This window comes from Pontibacillus chungwhensis (assembly GCF_030166655.1).
Lineage (GTDB): Bacteria > Bacillota > Bacilli > Bacillales > BH030062 > Pontibacillus.
Map to the genome: position 1 here is coordinate 80652 of NZ_CP126446.1, position 15968 is coordinate 96619.

Sequence of the window (15968 nt, forward strand, 5' to 3'; positions counted from 1 at the left end):
TTTCTTCGGTGTGTTTCCCCCGAAGTCACAAGCATTATATTACATGACCAACGCCAAAGTGTCAACGGATTTTATAAATGTCATTATTTTTTGAATATTTAGCGCTTAATTCTGAAGTAAGATATGGGATTCCGACAGAGATAAAGGAGGGAGAGAAGGAAAGTTTCAAACAATTTGGCGAAAGACCATTCACCGTATAGAAAGCCGTCGAAACTTTTTTACATTCCGTTCTGTTGTTTTGACAAAATAAGCCTGTCCTATGTGATTAAATAAGTCACTAAGGGGGAGTGTTCAAATGGAGATCTTAACTAAACGAGGAGTTAAGGAAATGAGCGGGGTGGGTTTAGCTACTCTAGAAAATTGGAAGCGAAGGATGGGGGAGCAGGCGAAAGCCTTTATGATTGAAAAAGGGTGGCTTTTGTGGATTGTTGGCTTCCTGTTAGGAAGAGCGATTGTTCTATCATCAGTATCGCCTTTTGCCCTTTCTTTTCTCGCTTCTGTTTGGCTTATGAGAAAAGATAAGTCATTGAAGGTTATGTCCGCTGTTCTTATTGGTTCATTAACCTATAACTGGCAACATAGTCTCTATGTATTTGCGGCTATGATGAGTTTCTTCTTATTAGCCTTTGTACTTCAGCGCATGAAAAAACAGCAAGAAATCTTGCCTTTTGTGGTATTTCTCGCAAGTTTCATTCCAAGAGCCGTGGCTTATACTGTCGTTCAGCCTGCTGAAGCATATGATTGGATGCTTGCCGTTGTAGAAGCAAGCTTGAGCGCGATCCTTGTACTTATCTTTATGCAGAGTATTCCATTGTTATCACCAAAACGTTATAAACAATCACTCAAAAATGAAGAGATTGTTTGTATGATTATCTTATTAGCTTCCGTCCTAACAGGTACGATTGGATGGCAAATTTATAATATATCGCTTGAACAAACGTTATCGAGGTATCTTGTCCTATGGCTTGCTTACATTGGTGGGGCGGCTATTGGTTCAACCGTCGGAGTGGTGACGGGGTTAATATTAAGTCTGGCTAACGTGGCAAGCTTATATCAAATGAGTTTATTAGCCTTCTCTGGGTTACTGGGTGGTTTATTAAAAGAAGGAAAGAAGATTGGGGTGGGGGTTGGCCTCTTCGTTGGTACGATGCTAATCGGTATTTACGGGGAAGGACTGGGTTCATTGGCTCCGTCCATGTTAGAGTCTTCCGTGGCTGTTTTGCTCTTCTTTGTCACGCCAGAAAAGTGGATTCGTAATTTGGCCAGGTATATACCTGGGACCAATGAACATTCCCAGGAGCAAGAGCAATACTTACAAAAAATCCGCAATGTAACAGCCAACCGAGTTGAGCAATTCTCAAGTGTCTTTCAGGCGCTCTCTAAGAGTTTTGCGCAAGTACAGCATCATATGGATGAGGAACAAGAGAGTAAAGAAACCGATTATTTCCTGAGCAATGTTACGGAGAAGACGTGCCAATCGTGTTTCAAGAAGGATAAATGCTGGGCTCAGCAGTTTGATGAGACCTACGGATATATGAAAGAAATGATGAATGAATTGGATGCAGGAACCTTCCAGCATAAACGAAAACTGCAATCAGACTTTGAAAAGCACTGCGTTAAATCAAAGAAGGTTATTGAAACGATGAATCATGAACTATCATTTTTCCAAGCCAATCAGCGATTGAAAAAGCAAGTATTAGAGAGCAGACGTTTCGTAGCGGACCAACTGAACGGTGTTTCAGAAGTTATGGGGGACTTCGCGAAAGAGATCTTAAAAGAGCGGGAAAATCATGAATTACAAGAAGAAGAAATAATACAAGCATTAAAAAGTATGGGGTTTGAGATTGAACAACTTGAGATCTATAGCTTAGAAACGGGGAATATTGATATCGATATGACGCTTTCTTTCTATGATTATAAAGGGGAGGGTGCGAAGATTATAGCTCCTGTTTTGTCTGAGATCTTAAATGAAACGGTAATGGTGAAGCATGAGGAGATCTCACCATTCCCTAATGGATATGGGTCATTTTCATTTGGTTCCACGAAGAAATTCGTAATCGATACAGGGGTGGCTCATGCTGCCAAAGATGGTGGATTAGTTTCAGGCGATAGTTATTCTACAATGGAGCTTGGAGCAGGTAAATACGCTGTTGCGATTAGTGATGGGATGGGCAATGGGGAAAGAGCTCATGTGGAGAGCATGGAGACGCTACGCTTACTTCAACAAATCTTACAGTCAGGCATCGAAGAAAAGGTAGCGATTAAATCTATTAATTCTATTCTTTCTCTAAGAACCACCGATGAAATATTCTCAACACTTGATTTAGCGGTTATTGACTTGCAGGATGCAGCCGTGAAGTTCTTAAAAATCGGATCTACTCCAAGCTTCATTAAGAGGGGAGATCAACTAAGCAAAATTGAGGCGAGTAACTTACCTATTGGCATCATACAGGAATTCGATGTTGAGGTTGTTAGTGATCAGTTAAAACCTGGCGATCTTCTTATCATGATGAGTGATGGAATCTTTGAGGGGCCAAAGCATGTAGAGAATATTGACATGTGGTTAAAGCGTAAAATTAGAGATATGGAAACAGAAGATCCTCAAGATGTTGCTGACCTATTACTTGAAGAAGTGGTCAGGACACGGGCTGGGGCAATTGAGGATGACATGACCGTTGTGGTGGCAAAAATCAATCATAATGTTCCCCAGTGGGCGAACATCCCTATACTTGGACGGGCACAATAAAGAGAAAAGGGTACCTTTTGGGCGGAGGTGCTCTTTTTTATTTTGGGAGACTCTGCTTTTGTAAGTTACTAGTATAAATGCAATGAATCTAGTCGAAGATGATAGTAATTTATGGAGGAGGAGATATCTCATGAATAAAGGGACATTAAAGCAAATTCTATTGATAACAGACGGATGTTCAAACCAGGGAGAGGATCCTTCTGCTGTGGCGACGTTAGCTTATCAGCAGGGGGTAACGGTAAATGTAATCGGGGTCCTTGACGATCAACAATCAGAGCAACCTGATGGTTTAGAAGAAGTTGAAGAGATTGCGATGAGTGGTGGTGGGGTTAGCCAGATTGTATATGCAAAGTCTTTGTCTCAGACTGTTCAAATGGTAACCAAGCAAGCTATGACCCAGACGCTTCAGGGTGTCGTTAATCAAGAATTACAGCAAATCCTTGGAGCACAGCAAGAGATTGAGGATCTTCCTCCTGAAAAGCGCGGAGAGATCATGGAAGTTGTGGAAGACCTTGGTGAAACGTGTGATTTAGAAGTATTGGTATTGGTGGATACAAGTGCGAGTATGCATAATAAACTTCCTACAGTGCGTGATTCTTTATTCGATCTATCTTTAAGTTTAAATGCCCGTATGGGGAAAAACCGCTTCTCCATCTACACATTTCCAGGGAAGCGCAAGGATTTGGATAAGGTTATGGATTGGACGCCTAAGCTTGATTCCATTTCTTCTGTCTTCCCGAAACTGACCAGTGGTGGGATTACACCAACAGGGCCTGCTTTAAGAGAGGCCATGCAACAATTCGCCAAAAAACGAAGCCTTCGTAACTTCATAGGTCGTGAAGATCATCATGCAGAAGAATCAGGGTATTAATTTATCACCTGGTACAGTTGTAAAAGGGAAGTGGCACCATCGTTCATTTATAATCGTTAAACAGTTAGGGTCTGGCGCTATGGGTGTTGTGTATCTAGCCACAGAACAAGGGCGGAAGGTGGCAGTGAAGTTCGGGCACAATAGTTCCTCTATTACCACAGAAGTAAATGTATTACGTACGTTTCAAAAGGTTCAAGATCACCAGCTTGGACCTTCTTTATTAGATGTAGACGACTTTGTCCTTCCAGATGGCTCACAAGTTTCTTTTTATGCCATGGAGTATCTGAAAGGGAAAGATCTAAATCCATTTGTGCAAGATCATGGGACTGAATGGATTGGTATTCTCGCGGTTCAGCTGCTAGAAGACTTAGAACACCTTCATCAATTTGGTTGGGTATTTGGAGATTTGAAACCTGATAACCTTATCGTGACGTTCCCACCTGCGCGTCTTCGTTGGTTGGATGTCGGGGGTACGACTCAAATTGGGAGAGCGATTAAAGAGTACACTGAATTTTATGATCGTGGCTATTGGGGGATGGGATCAAGGAAAGCAGATCCTCAATATGATTTATTTGCCTTAGCGATGGTGCTTTTACAGATTGAATACCCCTCTCGTTTTGAAAGAGGGACCCACCCGGAGAAGACTTTGTTTTCGAAAGTACAACAAGCTAAAAAAATAGCTCCATATAAAGAGATCCTGAAGAAAGCACTTCATTCTGAATACTCCTCTGCAGAAGAGATGAAGCATGCCATAAATACTTTATTATTAACTCCTACACGTCAGACCGCTAGCACTTCAAGAATTGCCAGACGCCAATCTGCTTCTATAAAGCAAAATCAGAAGAGCCCATCTGGACCCATACACTCCTCTTCTGCATCAAGCTCAGCTCGTAGTTGGGAATTGATTGGAATTGTTATGACCGTGTGCTTATTTTATATGATGTATGTAGTTATGCAGTGGATTTAACGAGTTGGACGCTTACGTTTTGCAGTAGTTGAATGATAAATGGTAGGATAGAAATGGCATATTAAGATAAAAAGAATAAGAACGGAGTTGGGGCAGTTGTTTAGCCAAAAGGTCGATCAATTTGCTCAAAGGCATCAGCTGTTTTCAGCGAATTCTACCATATTAGTTGCTGTCTCAGGAGGGCCTGATTCTATGGCTCTTCTCCATTATCTAAAAAGCAGGGAACAACGCTTTGGAATTGATCTTGTTGTTTTAACGATTGATCACTCCTTGAGAGGGGTAGACTCCAAAGAGGATGTTCATTATGTAAGTACTACCTGTAAGAAGTGGGATATTAAATGTGAAACCGTTACGTTAGATGTGCCTTCTTTCAAAGAGGAGCACGGTTTAGGAACACAAGAGGCAGCCAGGAAGCTTAGATATCGTTACTTCAGCGATCAAATGCGAAAGCATCATGCAGATTTTCTGGCGATGGGTCATCATGGCGATGATCAAGTGGAGACGATTCTTATGGAAATGGTGCGTGGAGCAGAACCAAGCAGCATTCGTGGTATTCCAGTTTATCGTTCCTTTAGCATAGGTCAGATTATTCGTCCACTTCTATGTGTGACAAAGCAAGAAATTGAAGCTTATTGTGAAGAAGTTGGTATTACTCCTCGTATAGATGAGTCCAACAAGTCAACGACTTATACAAGGAACGCTATGCGAGCTCACGTATTACCGGTCCTGAAGTCTCACAACCCGAAGGTCCACGAGCATATGCAGTATTTCCAAGAGTATCAGCGGGATGACGAGGCCTATATGATGCAAGAATCTAAGCGGATTTTCGAGTCCTCTCTTTTTGACAAAAAGGATCATGAGATTCAGTTTAATCGAAGTGATTTTTTAAACGTTCCTTCACCTTTACAAAGGAGGACCTTTCACTTAATATTAAACTATCTGTATCAAGAACCCTCTTTTGATGTAACTTATCATCACTGGGAGCAATACATACGAATAGTGAAAGACAAGACCCCACAAGCAATCATGCATTTGCCAAGAGGTCTGTCTGTTGTTCGTTCTTATGAGAATATCGTTTTTACCTTTAAGAAAGAAGAAGCGGTCCCTTTTCATTATTTGTTACACGTGCCAGGGGAATTGGTTTTGCCTGATGGAGCTTATATATATGCCGATCAAGACGATCATTACAGGGGTCACGACAGCCATCATTTTGCTTGTGATATAAGTAACGTAACCTTACCTCTCATCGTTCGGACGAGAAAGCCGGGCGATAAATTTATTCCTAAAGGAATGAAGGGGCGTAAAAAGGTGAAAGACTTATTTATTGATGAAAAGGTCCCTCATGAACAACGCAGTAAGTGGCCAATTGTTACAGATGCAAATGGTCAAATCCTGTGGGTCGTTTCATTAAAAGAAGCAAACATTCCAGTTAATCAACAACACCCGACCTGGTTACATCTTACTTATGAGAATCACAAGAACTTCTAGGAGGATGGAAAATGCATAATGATATCGAAAAAGTCTTAATTTCCGAGGAGGAGCTACAATCAAAAGTTAAGGAATTGGCAGCCCAACTGTCTGAAGATTATGAAGGCAAGTTTCCTCTAGCAATTGGTGTGCTAAAAGGTGCCATGCCATTTATGTCTGATCTGTTAAAGCGTATGGACACATACCTGGAAATGGACTTTATGGATGTATCAAGCTATAACGGTACAATGCAATCATCAGGCGAAGTGAAAATTGTTAAAGATTTAGACACACAGGTAGAAGGAAGAGACCTTCTAATTATCGAAGATATTATCGATAGTGGCTTAACTTTAAGTTACCTTGTTGATCTGTTTAAATACCGTAAAGCGAAGTCCATTAAGATCGTAACGCTTCTTGATAAGCCATCTGGCCGAAAAGGAGACGTTAAAGCGGACCTTGCAGGATTTGAAGTACCTGATGAATTTGTAGTAGGTTATGGGTTAGACTACCAAGAGAGATATCGTAACCTACCATATATCGGTGTCTTAAAACCAGCTGTTTACGGTGGAGATCAATAAGAATAAACCTTCGTTTTATTCATATAATTCACCAAAACGGGTTGTACTCATAGTAAGAGGTGACAATCTGTTGACAACCGTTACCTGACAAGGGTAATTAGTTGTGTAAGTTCTTTCACATATGGTACTATTTACTATAGTTTTCTCGCCTGGGAGGAGGTAGGCAATGAACCGAATATTTCGTAATACCATCTTCTATGCGCTAATCTTTTTAGTGGTGATAGGAGTTGTTGGTCTATTCAGAGGAGATACTTCTCAAGATGAACAATTTAAATACAGTGAATTTGTTCAGCAGCTAAATGATGGTCAGATAGAGACCATGAACATTCAATATACGAACCATGCTTACAAGGTGACTGGTGACTTGGTTTCGTCTGGCGATGGAGAAGAAGAGAATCAAAGCTACACAGCAACGATTCCGGATAACGAACAAATTGTTAACCGAATTGCAGATGCCGCACAACAACAGGGAATTGAGACAGTTGATTTTGAAAAAGCGGAAGAGCCTAGCGGATGGGTGACGTTCTTTACATCCATTATTCCGTTTGTCATCATCTTCATTCTATTCTTCTTCTTACTCAACCAAGCTCAAGGTGGCGGAAGCAAAGTCATGAACTTTGGTAAAAGTAAGGCGAAGTTATTCAATGAAGAGAAGAAAAAGGTTCGTTTTAAAGACGTAGCCGGGGCAGATGAGGAGAAACAAGAACTAGTTGAGGTTGTTGATTTCCTAAAAGATCCTCGTAAATTTGCTGCAATTGGTGCACGTATTCCTAAAGGTGTTCTACTTGTTGGACCACCAGGAACAGGTAAAACGTTAATAGCACGTGCTGTAGCTGGGGAAGCGGGCGTACCGTTCTTCTCAATCAGTGGTTCAGACTTCGTGGAAATGTTCGTTGGTGTAGGTGCTTCTCGTGTACGTGATTTATTCGAGAACGCGAAGAAGAATGCACCATGTATTATCTTTATCGATGAGATTGATGCTGTAGGTCGTCAACGTGGCGCAGGTTTAGGTGGAGGTCACGATGAACGTGAACAAACGCTTAACCAGCTACTTGTTGAGATGGATGGTTTTGGTGCCAATGAGGGAATCATTATCATTGCTGCGACAAACAGACCAGATATTCTTGACCCAGCCTTACTCCGTCCAGGACGTTTCGACCGTCAAATTACCGTAAACCGTCCGGACTTAAAAGGACGCGAAGAAGTGCTTAAAGTTCACGCTCGTAATAAACCACTGGATGACGAGTCAATTGATCTTCATACAATTGCAATGCGTACACCAGGATTTTCGGGTGCTGACCTTGAGAACTTACTGAACGAAGCTGCGCTTGTTGCGGCTCGTGCAGATAAGGAAAAAATCGATATGCTCTCAGTTGATGAAGCGATTGATCGTGTTATTGCAGGTCCTGCGAAGAAGAGTCGCGTCGTTTCTCAGAAAGAGCGTAACATTGTGGCTCACCACGAAAGTGGACACACCATTATCGGAATGGTTCTTGATGAGGCGGATATGGTTCACAAGGTTACGATTGTTCCTCGTGGTCAAGCTGGCGGTTATGCCGTTATGCTTCCTAAGGAAGATCGCTTCATGATGACCCAGCCGGAACTTCAAGATAAGATTGCAGGTCTGCTTGGTGGACGTGTGGCAGAAGAAATTATGTTTGGAGAAGTTAGTACTGGTGCTTCAAACGACTTCCAACGCGCGACAAGCATTGCACGTAAGATGGTTACTGAATATGGTATGAGCTCTAAGCTTGGACCACTTCAATTTGGTGGTGGCGGTGGAGGACAAGTGTTCTTAGGCCGTGACATCCAAAATGAGCAAAATTACAGTGACAAGATTGCGTATGAAATTGATCAGGAAGTTCAGCGAATCATTAAAGAACAATATGACCGTGCTAAAGGCATCTTAACTAAGCATAAAGAGCAGCTTGAGCTAATTGCCAAGACGCTTCTTGATATAGAAACGTTAGATGCAGCACAAATCCGTTCTTTATTTGATAAAGGTGTTTTACCTGAAGGTTCTGATGACCCAGCCTATACTTCTAAATCTGAATCTGGAGAAGATGTTAAAGTGAACATTCAGTCCAAAGAAGATGAAGAGCCAAAGGCTGATCTGAATAAGAAAGAACCAACAAACCTAAATAAATCTGAACCATCTGAAACGGATGGCGAAGACCCTGATAAGAAAAACGACTAAGTATACTAAAGAACTGCTTCAGCCCTTAAGAGCTGAAGCAGTTTTTGTTTGTGTGTAAGGGTGTTCTGCATGCATATGTTTCAGATTATGTGACTAGTTTCCCTCCCTTCGTTTACAATAGGATTGAGTAACTTTGTTGAAATAGATAACCAATATCGTTTATTTTAAATAAATAGTGATAAGCTCATTTCGTACATATCTCTAAAAGGGATGTGGATTATACTGCTGAAAGCAGGATTACGAAAAAGAAAAGGAGAATGAATTAATATGGGTGATTATTTAATTCGCGCAACCGCCTATAATGGTATGGTACGCGCATATGGCATACAATCAACAGAAACAGTAGGAGAAGCAGTTCGTCGTCAAGATACCTATGCAACAGCTTCTGCTGCGCTTGGGCGTACTTTAACAATCTCAGCTATGATGGGGTCTATGTTAAAAGGAGACGATAAACTTACGATAAAGGTTGAAGGTGGAGGACCGATTGGTGCAATTATAGCCGATGCTACAGCTCACGGTGATGTACGTGGGTATGTATCCAATCCTCATGTAGACTTTGACTTAAATGACAACGGAAAGCTTGATGTCCGCCGAGCGGTAGGGACAACGGGTACGTTAAGTGTCGTGAAAGATCTTGGCCTAAAGAATAACTTTACCGGTGAAGTACCGATTGTTTCTGGGGAGATTGGGGAAGACTTTACGTATTACTTTGCAAATTCTGAGCAAGTCCCTTCGGCAGTAGGTGCTGGAGTGCTGGTGAACCCGGATCAGACTATTAAAGCTTCTGGAGGCTTTATCATTCAGATTATGCCTGGTGCTGATGATGAAACCATTTCAAAAATAGAGCAACAAATCAATGAACTACCACAGGTGTCTCGTTTAATTAATGAAGGGCATACGCCTGAAGAAATGCTAGAAAAACTTCTAGAAGGCGGAGATATGAAGATCTTAAGCAAATCGCCGGTTCAATTTAAATGTCAGTGTTCGCGTGAGCGTCTGGAGCAGGCTCTTCAAGGTCTAGGTGATGAAGAACTTCAAGCTATGATTGAAGAAGATCATGGTGCAGAGGCGCACTGCCATTTCTGTAATGAAGCGTATCACTTTACAGAGGATGAGCTTCGCGAACTTAAAACACAATAGATAGACATCTAGGGAAAGGTGGTTGGGATGACGCGAAAGCTTTTGTGGGGGATTATTGTAGTTTTACTTGTTACAAATTTAACGACACTGTTAGTTTGGGTGAACACTAAGGAACAAGATTCAACAAGCTCCACGAATAAGCTGGCTCCGGTTGTTGAAGCAACAGAAGAACCAGTAGCTTTAGTAGGAGATGAAAAAATTCATCATGAAGAGTGGATGGCTACCCTTCAGGAACAATACGGGGAAGACATTCTGAGGGAAATGATCGATAAACAAGTAGTCTTTCAACTTGCTGATCAGTTTGAGGTTGATATTTCAAATAAACTCATCCAACGTGAACTTGCTCTTATGGAGACGATGCTTCCGGTTATGGATGAAAGTGAAATAAAGTTGAAACGGGAGCAGTGGGAGAATGATGTTCAGTACCGCTATTTTTTGGAAGATCTGTTGACGAAAGATATTGGTATTAGCGAGAAAAAGATCAAAGACTTTTATGAAGATCATCAAGACCAATACGAGTTCCATACGACCTATCAGTTCTCTCATATTGTTTTACCTTCAAAGGAAACCGCCTTAAAGGTGAAAGAAGAACTTGATAACGGGGCTGAATTTAGTATGTTAGCCAGAGAATATTCAGAAGATGAATACACGAAAGATAAAGGCGGTTATCTCGGTTATTTCTCCGTGGAAAGTCGATACTTACCATCCTCCTACTATGAAGAGGCGGAAAGTTTAGGTCAAGGTGAGTACAGTAGCCCTTTCCAAACAGATCAGGGCTTTGTGTTGCTTCAATTGCACCGGACGCTTCCTCCTATCACTTTTACCTATGAAGAAGTTAAAGAACAAATTAAAAGAGAAATTGCACTTGATTATGTAAGTGGTTCGTTATCGGCCTCCCCCCTATGGAAAGAGATTGGGGTCAACTGGATTTATGGCGATTAACGAATCGCTTCTTTTTTATAGGTGGGAAGGATATATTAATTAGGGATTCTTTTTGTTTGACTTTTTAGACTATTATCCATAAATTATTAGTAAGTCTATAATATTACTAGGAATTGGGAGTGTTTGATGTGAGAATTGGAAATTCAATCGCAGATCTAATTGGTAAGACGCCTATTGTGAAGTTGAATCGAATCTCTGATGAGAACAGCGCGGATATATACGTTAAATTAGAATACATGAATCCAGGGAGTTCTGTGAAAGACCGAATTGCACTTGCGATGATTGAAGCCGCTGAGAAAGAGGGGAACCTGAAGGAAGGGGATACTATTATTGAACCAACAAGTGGTAATACAGGTATTGGCCTTGCGATGGTTGCGGCTGCAAAAGGATATCGCTCCATTTTAGTTATGCCAGATACGATGAGTGAAGAGCGAAGAAACCTTCTGAAAGCTTACGGGGCTGAACTGGTGCTAACTCCAGGGAGTGAAGGTATGAAAGGTGCCATTAAAAAGGCTGAAGCTTTGCAAAAAGAGCACGGCTACTTCATGCCTCAACAATTCAATAATGAAGCGAACCCGGCCGTACACGAGAAGACTACGGGTCCTGAAATTGTGGAACAGATGGGCGACCAGTTAGACGCGTTTATAGCAGGAATCGGAACAGGGGGCACGATAACGGGAGCAGGAAAGGTTTTGAAGAATGCATTTCCTAACATTCAGATCTACGCTGTAGAGCCGGAAAGTTCTCCTGTTCTATCAGGTGGTTCCCCAGGCCCGCATAAAATTCAAGGAATCGGTGCCGGCTTTGTTCCTAAGGTACTGGACACAGCTGTTTATGATGAAATTATCCAAGTAACCAATGATCAGGCATACGAAACGGCTAGGGAAGTAGCGAAGACTGAAGGTGTGCTAGGTGGTGTCTCTACTGGTGCTGCAATCTATGCTGCGAAAGAAGTAGCCAAAAAGCTTGGAAAAGGTAAGAAGGTGCTCGCTATTGTACCAAGCAACGGAGAGCGTTACCTATCTACTCCTCTTTACCAATTCGATCCCTCCTAGCTTTAAGAATGACCTCTCCTTTTATAGGGAGAGGTTTTTTTGTATACGTGATAAGGAATAAAGAGATCCCTCTTATAGGGTGCGACGTTGCTTTCCTGCAAACTCACAGCGGCATCGTCTCCGATTTTATAAAAAAGGGCGAAAGGCATCATTCATGCTGAACTGGCTCACTTATGTGAATATATCCCTTAGATTGTGTACAATAGAATAGGAAACAAGAACGGTAATAAAGGAGTTAGGTATTGTGACTATTCTTCGTACAAGAGAAAAAACGTTTGATTTAACGAAGGAAACCCTCGTCATGGGTATTTTAAATGTTACTCCCGATTCATTTTCTGATGGAGGTCAGTTTGATGAGGTAGAGGTCGCTATAAAGCAAGCGAAGCAAATGCAGCAGGATGGAGCTCATATTATCGATGTGGGCGGGGAATCAACAAGACCCGGGCATGATCCGGTTACTGAACAAGAAGAGTTGAAACGAGTTCTTCCTATTATCAGGGCGGTGAGGCAGGAAATTGATATCCCGATCTCAATAGATACCTATAAATCAGAAGTAGCCAGGCAAGCCCTGGAGGCTGGAGCTTCTATTATCAATGATGTGTGGGGAGCTAAAAGAGATCCACAAATGGCCCAAGTAGCTGCCGCATATCAAGTTCCAATTATATTAATGCACAATCGTGAAGACCGCCATTATGCCAATTTAATAGAAGATATGAAAAAGGATCTACAGGAAAGTATCGACCTTGCTAAAGATGCTGGTGTGAGAGATGAGAATATCTTATTGGATCCTGGGGTAGGCTTCGCGAAGACGCCCGAGCAAAACGTAGAGGTTATGGGTCATTTGTCAGAAGTCGTATCGTTAGGGTACCCTGTTTTACTTGGAACCTCTAGAAAATCATTTATCGGCCAGGTGCTAGACCTTCCTGTTGAAGAGCGCATGGAAGGGACGGGGGCTACGGTTTGTTATGGTATGACACAAGGTATTGACCTTGTTCGAGTTCATGATGTAAAACCCATTGCAAGAATGACGAAAATGATGGATAAGATGCTAGGAAAGGGGAGCGATTAACATGGACAAAATTCTAATTAACCAAATGTCTTTTTACGGCTATCATGGTTTGTTTCCGGAAGAGAATAAATTAGGGCAAAGGTTTAAGGTTGACCTAAGCTTAGAGTTAGATCTTAAGAAAGCTGGACAAACTGATGATATGGAAGAGAGCATTAATTACGGACGTATTTATGAAGTGACAAAAGAGGTTGTCGAAGGCGAAGCAAAGCAATTAGTGGAAACGGTAGCTGAGAATATTGCTTCAGAATTGCTGACTCATTTTGAGAAATTACAAGCTTTAACTGTTACGGTTATTAAACCTGATCCACCTATACCAGGGCATTATGAATCGGTAGCCATTGAACTATACAGGGAGCGTACAAGTGAATGAAGGAAGCATATATAGCACTGGGATCTAACATCCCTCCGAAGGCTAACTATCTTGAGCAATCTTTAAAGCTATTGCACGAGCATGAAGATGTTGAAGTTTTACAAGCTTCTCCTATTTATGAAACGGTTCCTGTAGGTTATACTGAACAAAGTGATTTTCTAAATATGGTAGCCCATATCCGCACTTCTCTAACTGCTTTTAGCCTTTTAGAAGTATGTCAGGGAATTGAACGAGATCTTGGACGTGAACGTACGATTAAATGGGGACCTCGTACAATCGACCTTGACATTTTATTATATAATCAAGAGAATATTGAAACAGAAGAATTAGTTGTCCCTCATCCTAGATTACAAGAACGAGGCTTTGTGCTTGTGCCTTTGGCTGAACTAGCTCCGAATTTAATCGTTCCTGTTATTGGTGAGTCTGTTTCAGATTTACTAGCTGCCCTAGCAGATGATGAGAAAGAAGGAATCGCTAAATGGAAGCCGCAAAATGGGGTAAACGAATAAGATCCTACAGGAAATTAAAGGGCTATACTCAAGTTGATTTTGCAAAGATGCTTGGAATTTCAGTATCTGTTCTGGGTGAAATTGAGAGAGGTGCTCGTTTTCCTAATGAAAAGCTCATAAATAAAATTTCAATAGAGCTAAAAGTTCCGATCCAAGAATTAGTCCCGAGGGATTGAGTTTGACAGGAATAAGGGCAAGGAGTTTTCGCTTGCCATTAAGAAAGCGTGGATTCGTAACATCTAAAGGATAAGCATACTATTCATTAGCCATTGTTTGGCTGATGGATGAATATGCTACTTGAGTGGACAAGCTAAAAAATTGGAGTGATTAACATGACAGAAGAATTGAATGACCACATGCGCGTACGTCGCGAGAAATTGCAATCTTACGCTGAACAAGGGCTGGACCCATTTGGGAATAAATATGAGCGTACTCACTTGTCGGAGGATTTAAAAGAAGCATATGATGAATTCTCTAAAGAGGAACTAGAAGAGAAGGCTGCTGAAGTAACGATTGCTGGCCGTATCATGACGAAACGCGGAAAAGGCAAAGCAGGTTTCGCACACCTACAAGATTTGAAAGGACAAATTCAAATCTACGTTCGTAAAGATACGGTTGGTGAAGAAGCGTATGAGTTATTCAGTACAGCGGATATGGGAGACATTGTAGGTGTAACAGGGAAGATGTTTAAAACCAAAGTAGGTGAACTTTCGGTTAAAGCAACTGAATTTCATATGCTAACGAAATCTCTTCGTCCATTACCTGAGAAGTTTCATGGTCTTAAGGACGTAGAGCAGCGTTATCGTCAACGCTATCTTGACCTTATTACTAATCCAACTAGCCGTGACACCTTTGTGACTCGCAGTAAAATTATTCAGTCTATGCGTCGCTACTTTGATGACTTAGGTTTCTTAGAAGTAGAGACTCCGACGATGCATGCTATTCCTGGTGGAGCGTCTGCTCGTCCGTTTATTACTCACCACAATGCGTTAGATATGCCTTTATATATGCGCATTGCCATTGAGCTTCATTTGAAACGCCTAATTGTAGGTGGCATGGAAAAAGTATATGAGATCGGTCGAGTATTCCGTAATGAAGGTGTATCTACAAGACACAACCCGGAATTCACAATGCTAGAACTTTATGAAGCCTATGCTGACTTCCATGATGTGATGGCTTTAACGGAAGAAGTAATTGCTCATATCGCAAAGGATGTCTTAGGTACGACAACAGTTCAATACGGAGAATATGAAGTTAATCTTGAGCCGAAATGGACTCGCTTGCATATGGTAGATGCGATTAAAGAATATACCGGTGTAGATTTCTGGCAGCAGATGACTGATGAAGAAGCAAAAGCTCTTGCTAAAGAAAATGGAATCGATATCGAAGACAATATGACGTACGGGCATATTGTGAACGAATTCTTTGAACAACGTGTAGAGGATAAGCTTATTCAACCTACCTTTGTTTATGGTCACCCATTAGAAATCTCTCCTCTAGCGAAGAAGAATAAAGAGGACGAGCGTTTCACGGATCGTTTCGAACTCTTTATTGTAGGTCGAGAGCATGCGAATGCCTTCTCTGAGCTTAACGATCCTATTGATCAACGTCAGCGTTTCGAAGCGCAAGTAAAAGAAAGAGAAGAAGGAAATGATGAGGCTCATCTAATGGACGAAGACTTCTTAGAAGCCCTTGAGTATGGTCTGCCGCCAACAGGAGGACTTGGAATCGGGATTGATCGCTTAGTAATGCTTCTTACTAATTCTCCATCTATTCGTGATGTGTTATTGTTCCCGCAAATGAGAAACCGTGACTAATATGGATCCCCTGCAAATTGCAGGGGATTTTTTTATATGTAGCTATTTTAATAGCGGGGTGGTGGTGGAAATATGACGGAATAGTTGATGTATCAGTACACAATGGATTTTTCAGATTCATTAGAATAAACTTAAAACAAAAAAGTTGTTAAAAAACCTTGCGCGAAGAAAGTCAGCCGTGGTACATTATTAAACGTTGCGTTAACAACAACGCAACAAACAAAGTGATCTCGAGATAGT

The 15968-nt window shown here is 41.4% G+C and carries 14 protein-coding genes; all 14 read left to right on the forward strand.

Annotated features, from left to right (window positions below; genetic code table 11):
• The first annotated feature begins 295 nt into the window (after positions 1-295).
• The 14 genes from spoIIE to lysS all read left to right on the forward strand — a co-directional run bounded on the left by spoIIE (position 296) and on the right by lysS (position 15728).
• Complete coding sequence (gene spoIIE, locus QNI29_RS00425) at positions 296-2746, forward strand: stage II sporulation protein E (RefSeq protein ID WP_231419888.1); 2451 nt, start codon at positions 296-298, stop codon at positions 2744-2746.
• Between the two features lie 130 nt (positions 2747-2876).
• Complete coding sequence (locus QNI29_RS00430; protein ID WP_231419889.1) at positions 2877-3617, forward strand: vWA domain-containing protein; 741 nt, start codon at positions 2877-2879, stop codon at positions 3615-3617.
• Entirely contained in the window at positions 3595-4584 is a 990-nt protein-coding gene (locus tag QNI29_RS00435) for a serine/threonine protein kinase (RefSeq protein ID WP_255688901.1), read from the forward strand. Before QNI29_RS00430 ends, QNI29_RS00435 begins: the two co-directional genes overlap by 23 nt.
• 87 nt (positions 4585-4671) lie before the next feature.
• The gene (gene tilS, locus QNI29_RS00440; protein ID WP_284526673.1) at positions 4672-6072 is read left to right on the forward strand and encodes a tRNA lysidine(34) synthetase TilS; all 1401 of its coding nucleotides are present in this window, start codon (positions 4672-4674) and stop codon (positions 6070-6072) included.
• Positions 6073-6083: 11 nt separating this feature from the next.
• On the forward strand, positions 6084-6629 hold the full coding sequence (hpt, locus tag QNI29_RS00445) for a hypoxanthine phosphoribosyltransferase (protein ID WP_036787165.1): 546 nt from the start codon (positions 6084-6086) through the stop codon (positions 6627-6629).
• A 166-nt stretch (positions 6630-6795) separates the two neighbouring features.
• Positions 6796-8826, forward strand: a complete 2031-nt coding sequence (gene ftsH, locus QNI29_RS00450; RefSeq protein WP_231419892.1) for an ATP-dependent zinc metalloprotease FtsH — start codon at positions 6796-6798, stop codon at positions 8824-8826.
• 267 nt (positions 8827-9093) lie between these two features.
• The gene (hslO, locus tag QNI29_RS00455; protein WP_231419893.1) at positions 9094-9966 is read left to right on the forward strand and encodes an Hsp33 family molecular chaperone HslO; all 873 of its coding nucleotides are present in this window, start codon (positions 9094-9096) and stop codon (positions 9964-9966) included.
• A 27-nt stretch (positions 9967-9993) separates the two neighbouring features.
• Positions 9994-10908: a peptidyl-prolyl cis-trans isomerase gene (locus QNI29_RS00460; protein ID WP_231419894.1), complete on the forward strand. Its 915-nt coding sequence runs from the start codon at positions 9994-9996 to the stop codon at positions 10906-10908.
• Positions 10909-11036: 128 nt separating this feature from the next.
• Positions 11037-11963 carry a cysteine synthase A gene (cysK, locus tag QNI29_RS00465; RefSeq protein ID WP_231419895.1) on the forward strand — a complete coding sequence of 309 codons (927 nt, stop codon included), beginning with the start codon at positions 11037-11039 and terminating at the stop codon, positions 11961-11963.
• 301 nt (positions 11964-12264) lie between these two features.
• A complete protein-coding gene (gene folP / locus QNI29_RS00470; RefSeq protein WP_231419902.1) occupies positions 12265-13032 on the forward strand; it encodes a dihydropteroate synthase in 768 nt (255 codons plus the stop codon).
• 1 nt (position 13033) lies between these two features.
• Entirely contained in the window at positions 13034-13402 is a 369-nt protein-coding gene (gene folB / locus QNI29_RS00475) for a dihydroneopterin aldolase (RefSeq protein ID WP_231419896.1), read from the forward strand.
• Positions 13399-13911 (forward strand): 2-amino-4-hydroxy-6-hydroxymethyldihydropteridine diphosphokinase, encoded by a 513-nt coding sequence (folK, locus tag QNI29_RS00480; RefSeq protein WP_231419897.1) that lies wholly within the window; start codon positions 13399-13401, stop codon positions 13909-13911. The genes folB and folK overlap by 4 nt, the downstream gene beginning before the upstream one ends.
• On the forward strand, positions 13881-14087 hold the full coding sequence (locus QNI29_RS00485) for a helix-turn-helix domain-containing protein (protein WP_231419898.1): 207 nt from the start codon (positions 13881-13883) through the stop codon (positions 14085-14087). Before folK ends, QNI29_RS00485 begins: the two co-directional genes overlap by 31 nt.
• A gap of 156 nt (positions 14088-14243) precedes the next feature.
• Entirely contained in the window at positions 14244-15728 is a 1485-nt protein-coding gene (lysS, locus tag QNI29_RS00490) for a lysine--tRNA ligase (protein ID WP_231419899.1), read from the forward strand.
• Positions 15729-15968: the final 240 nt, after the last annotated feature.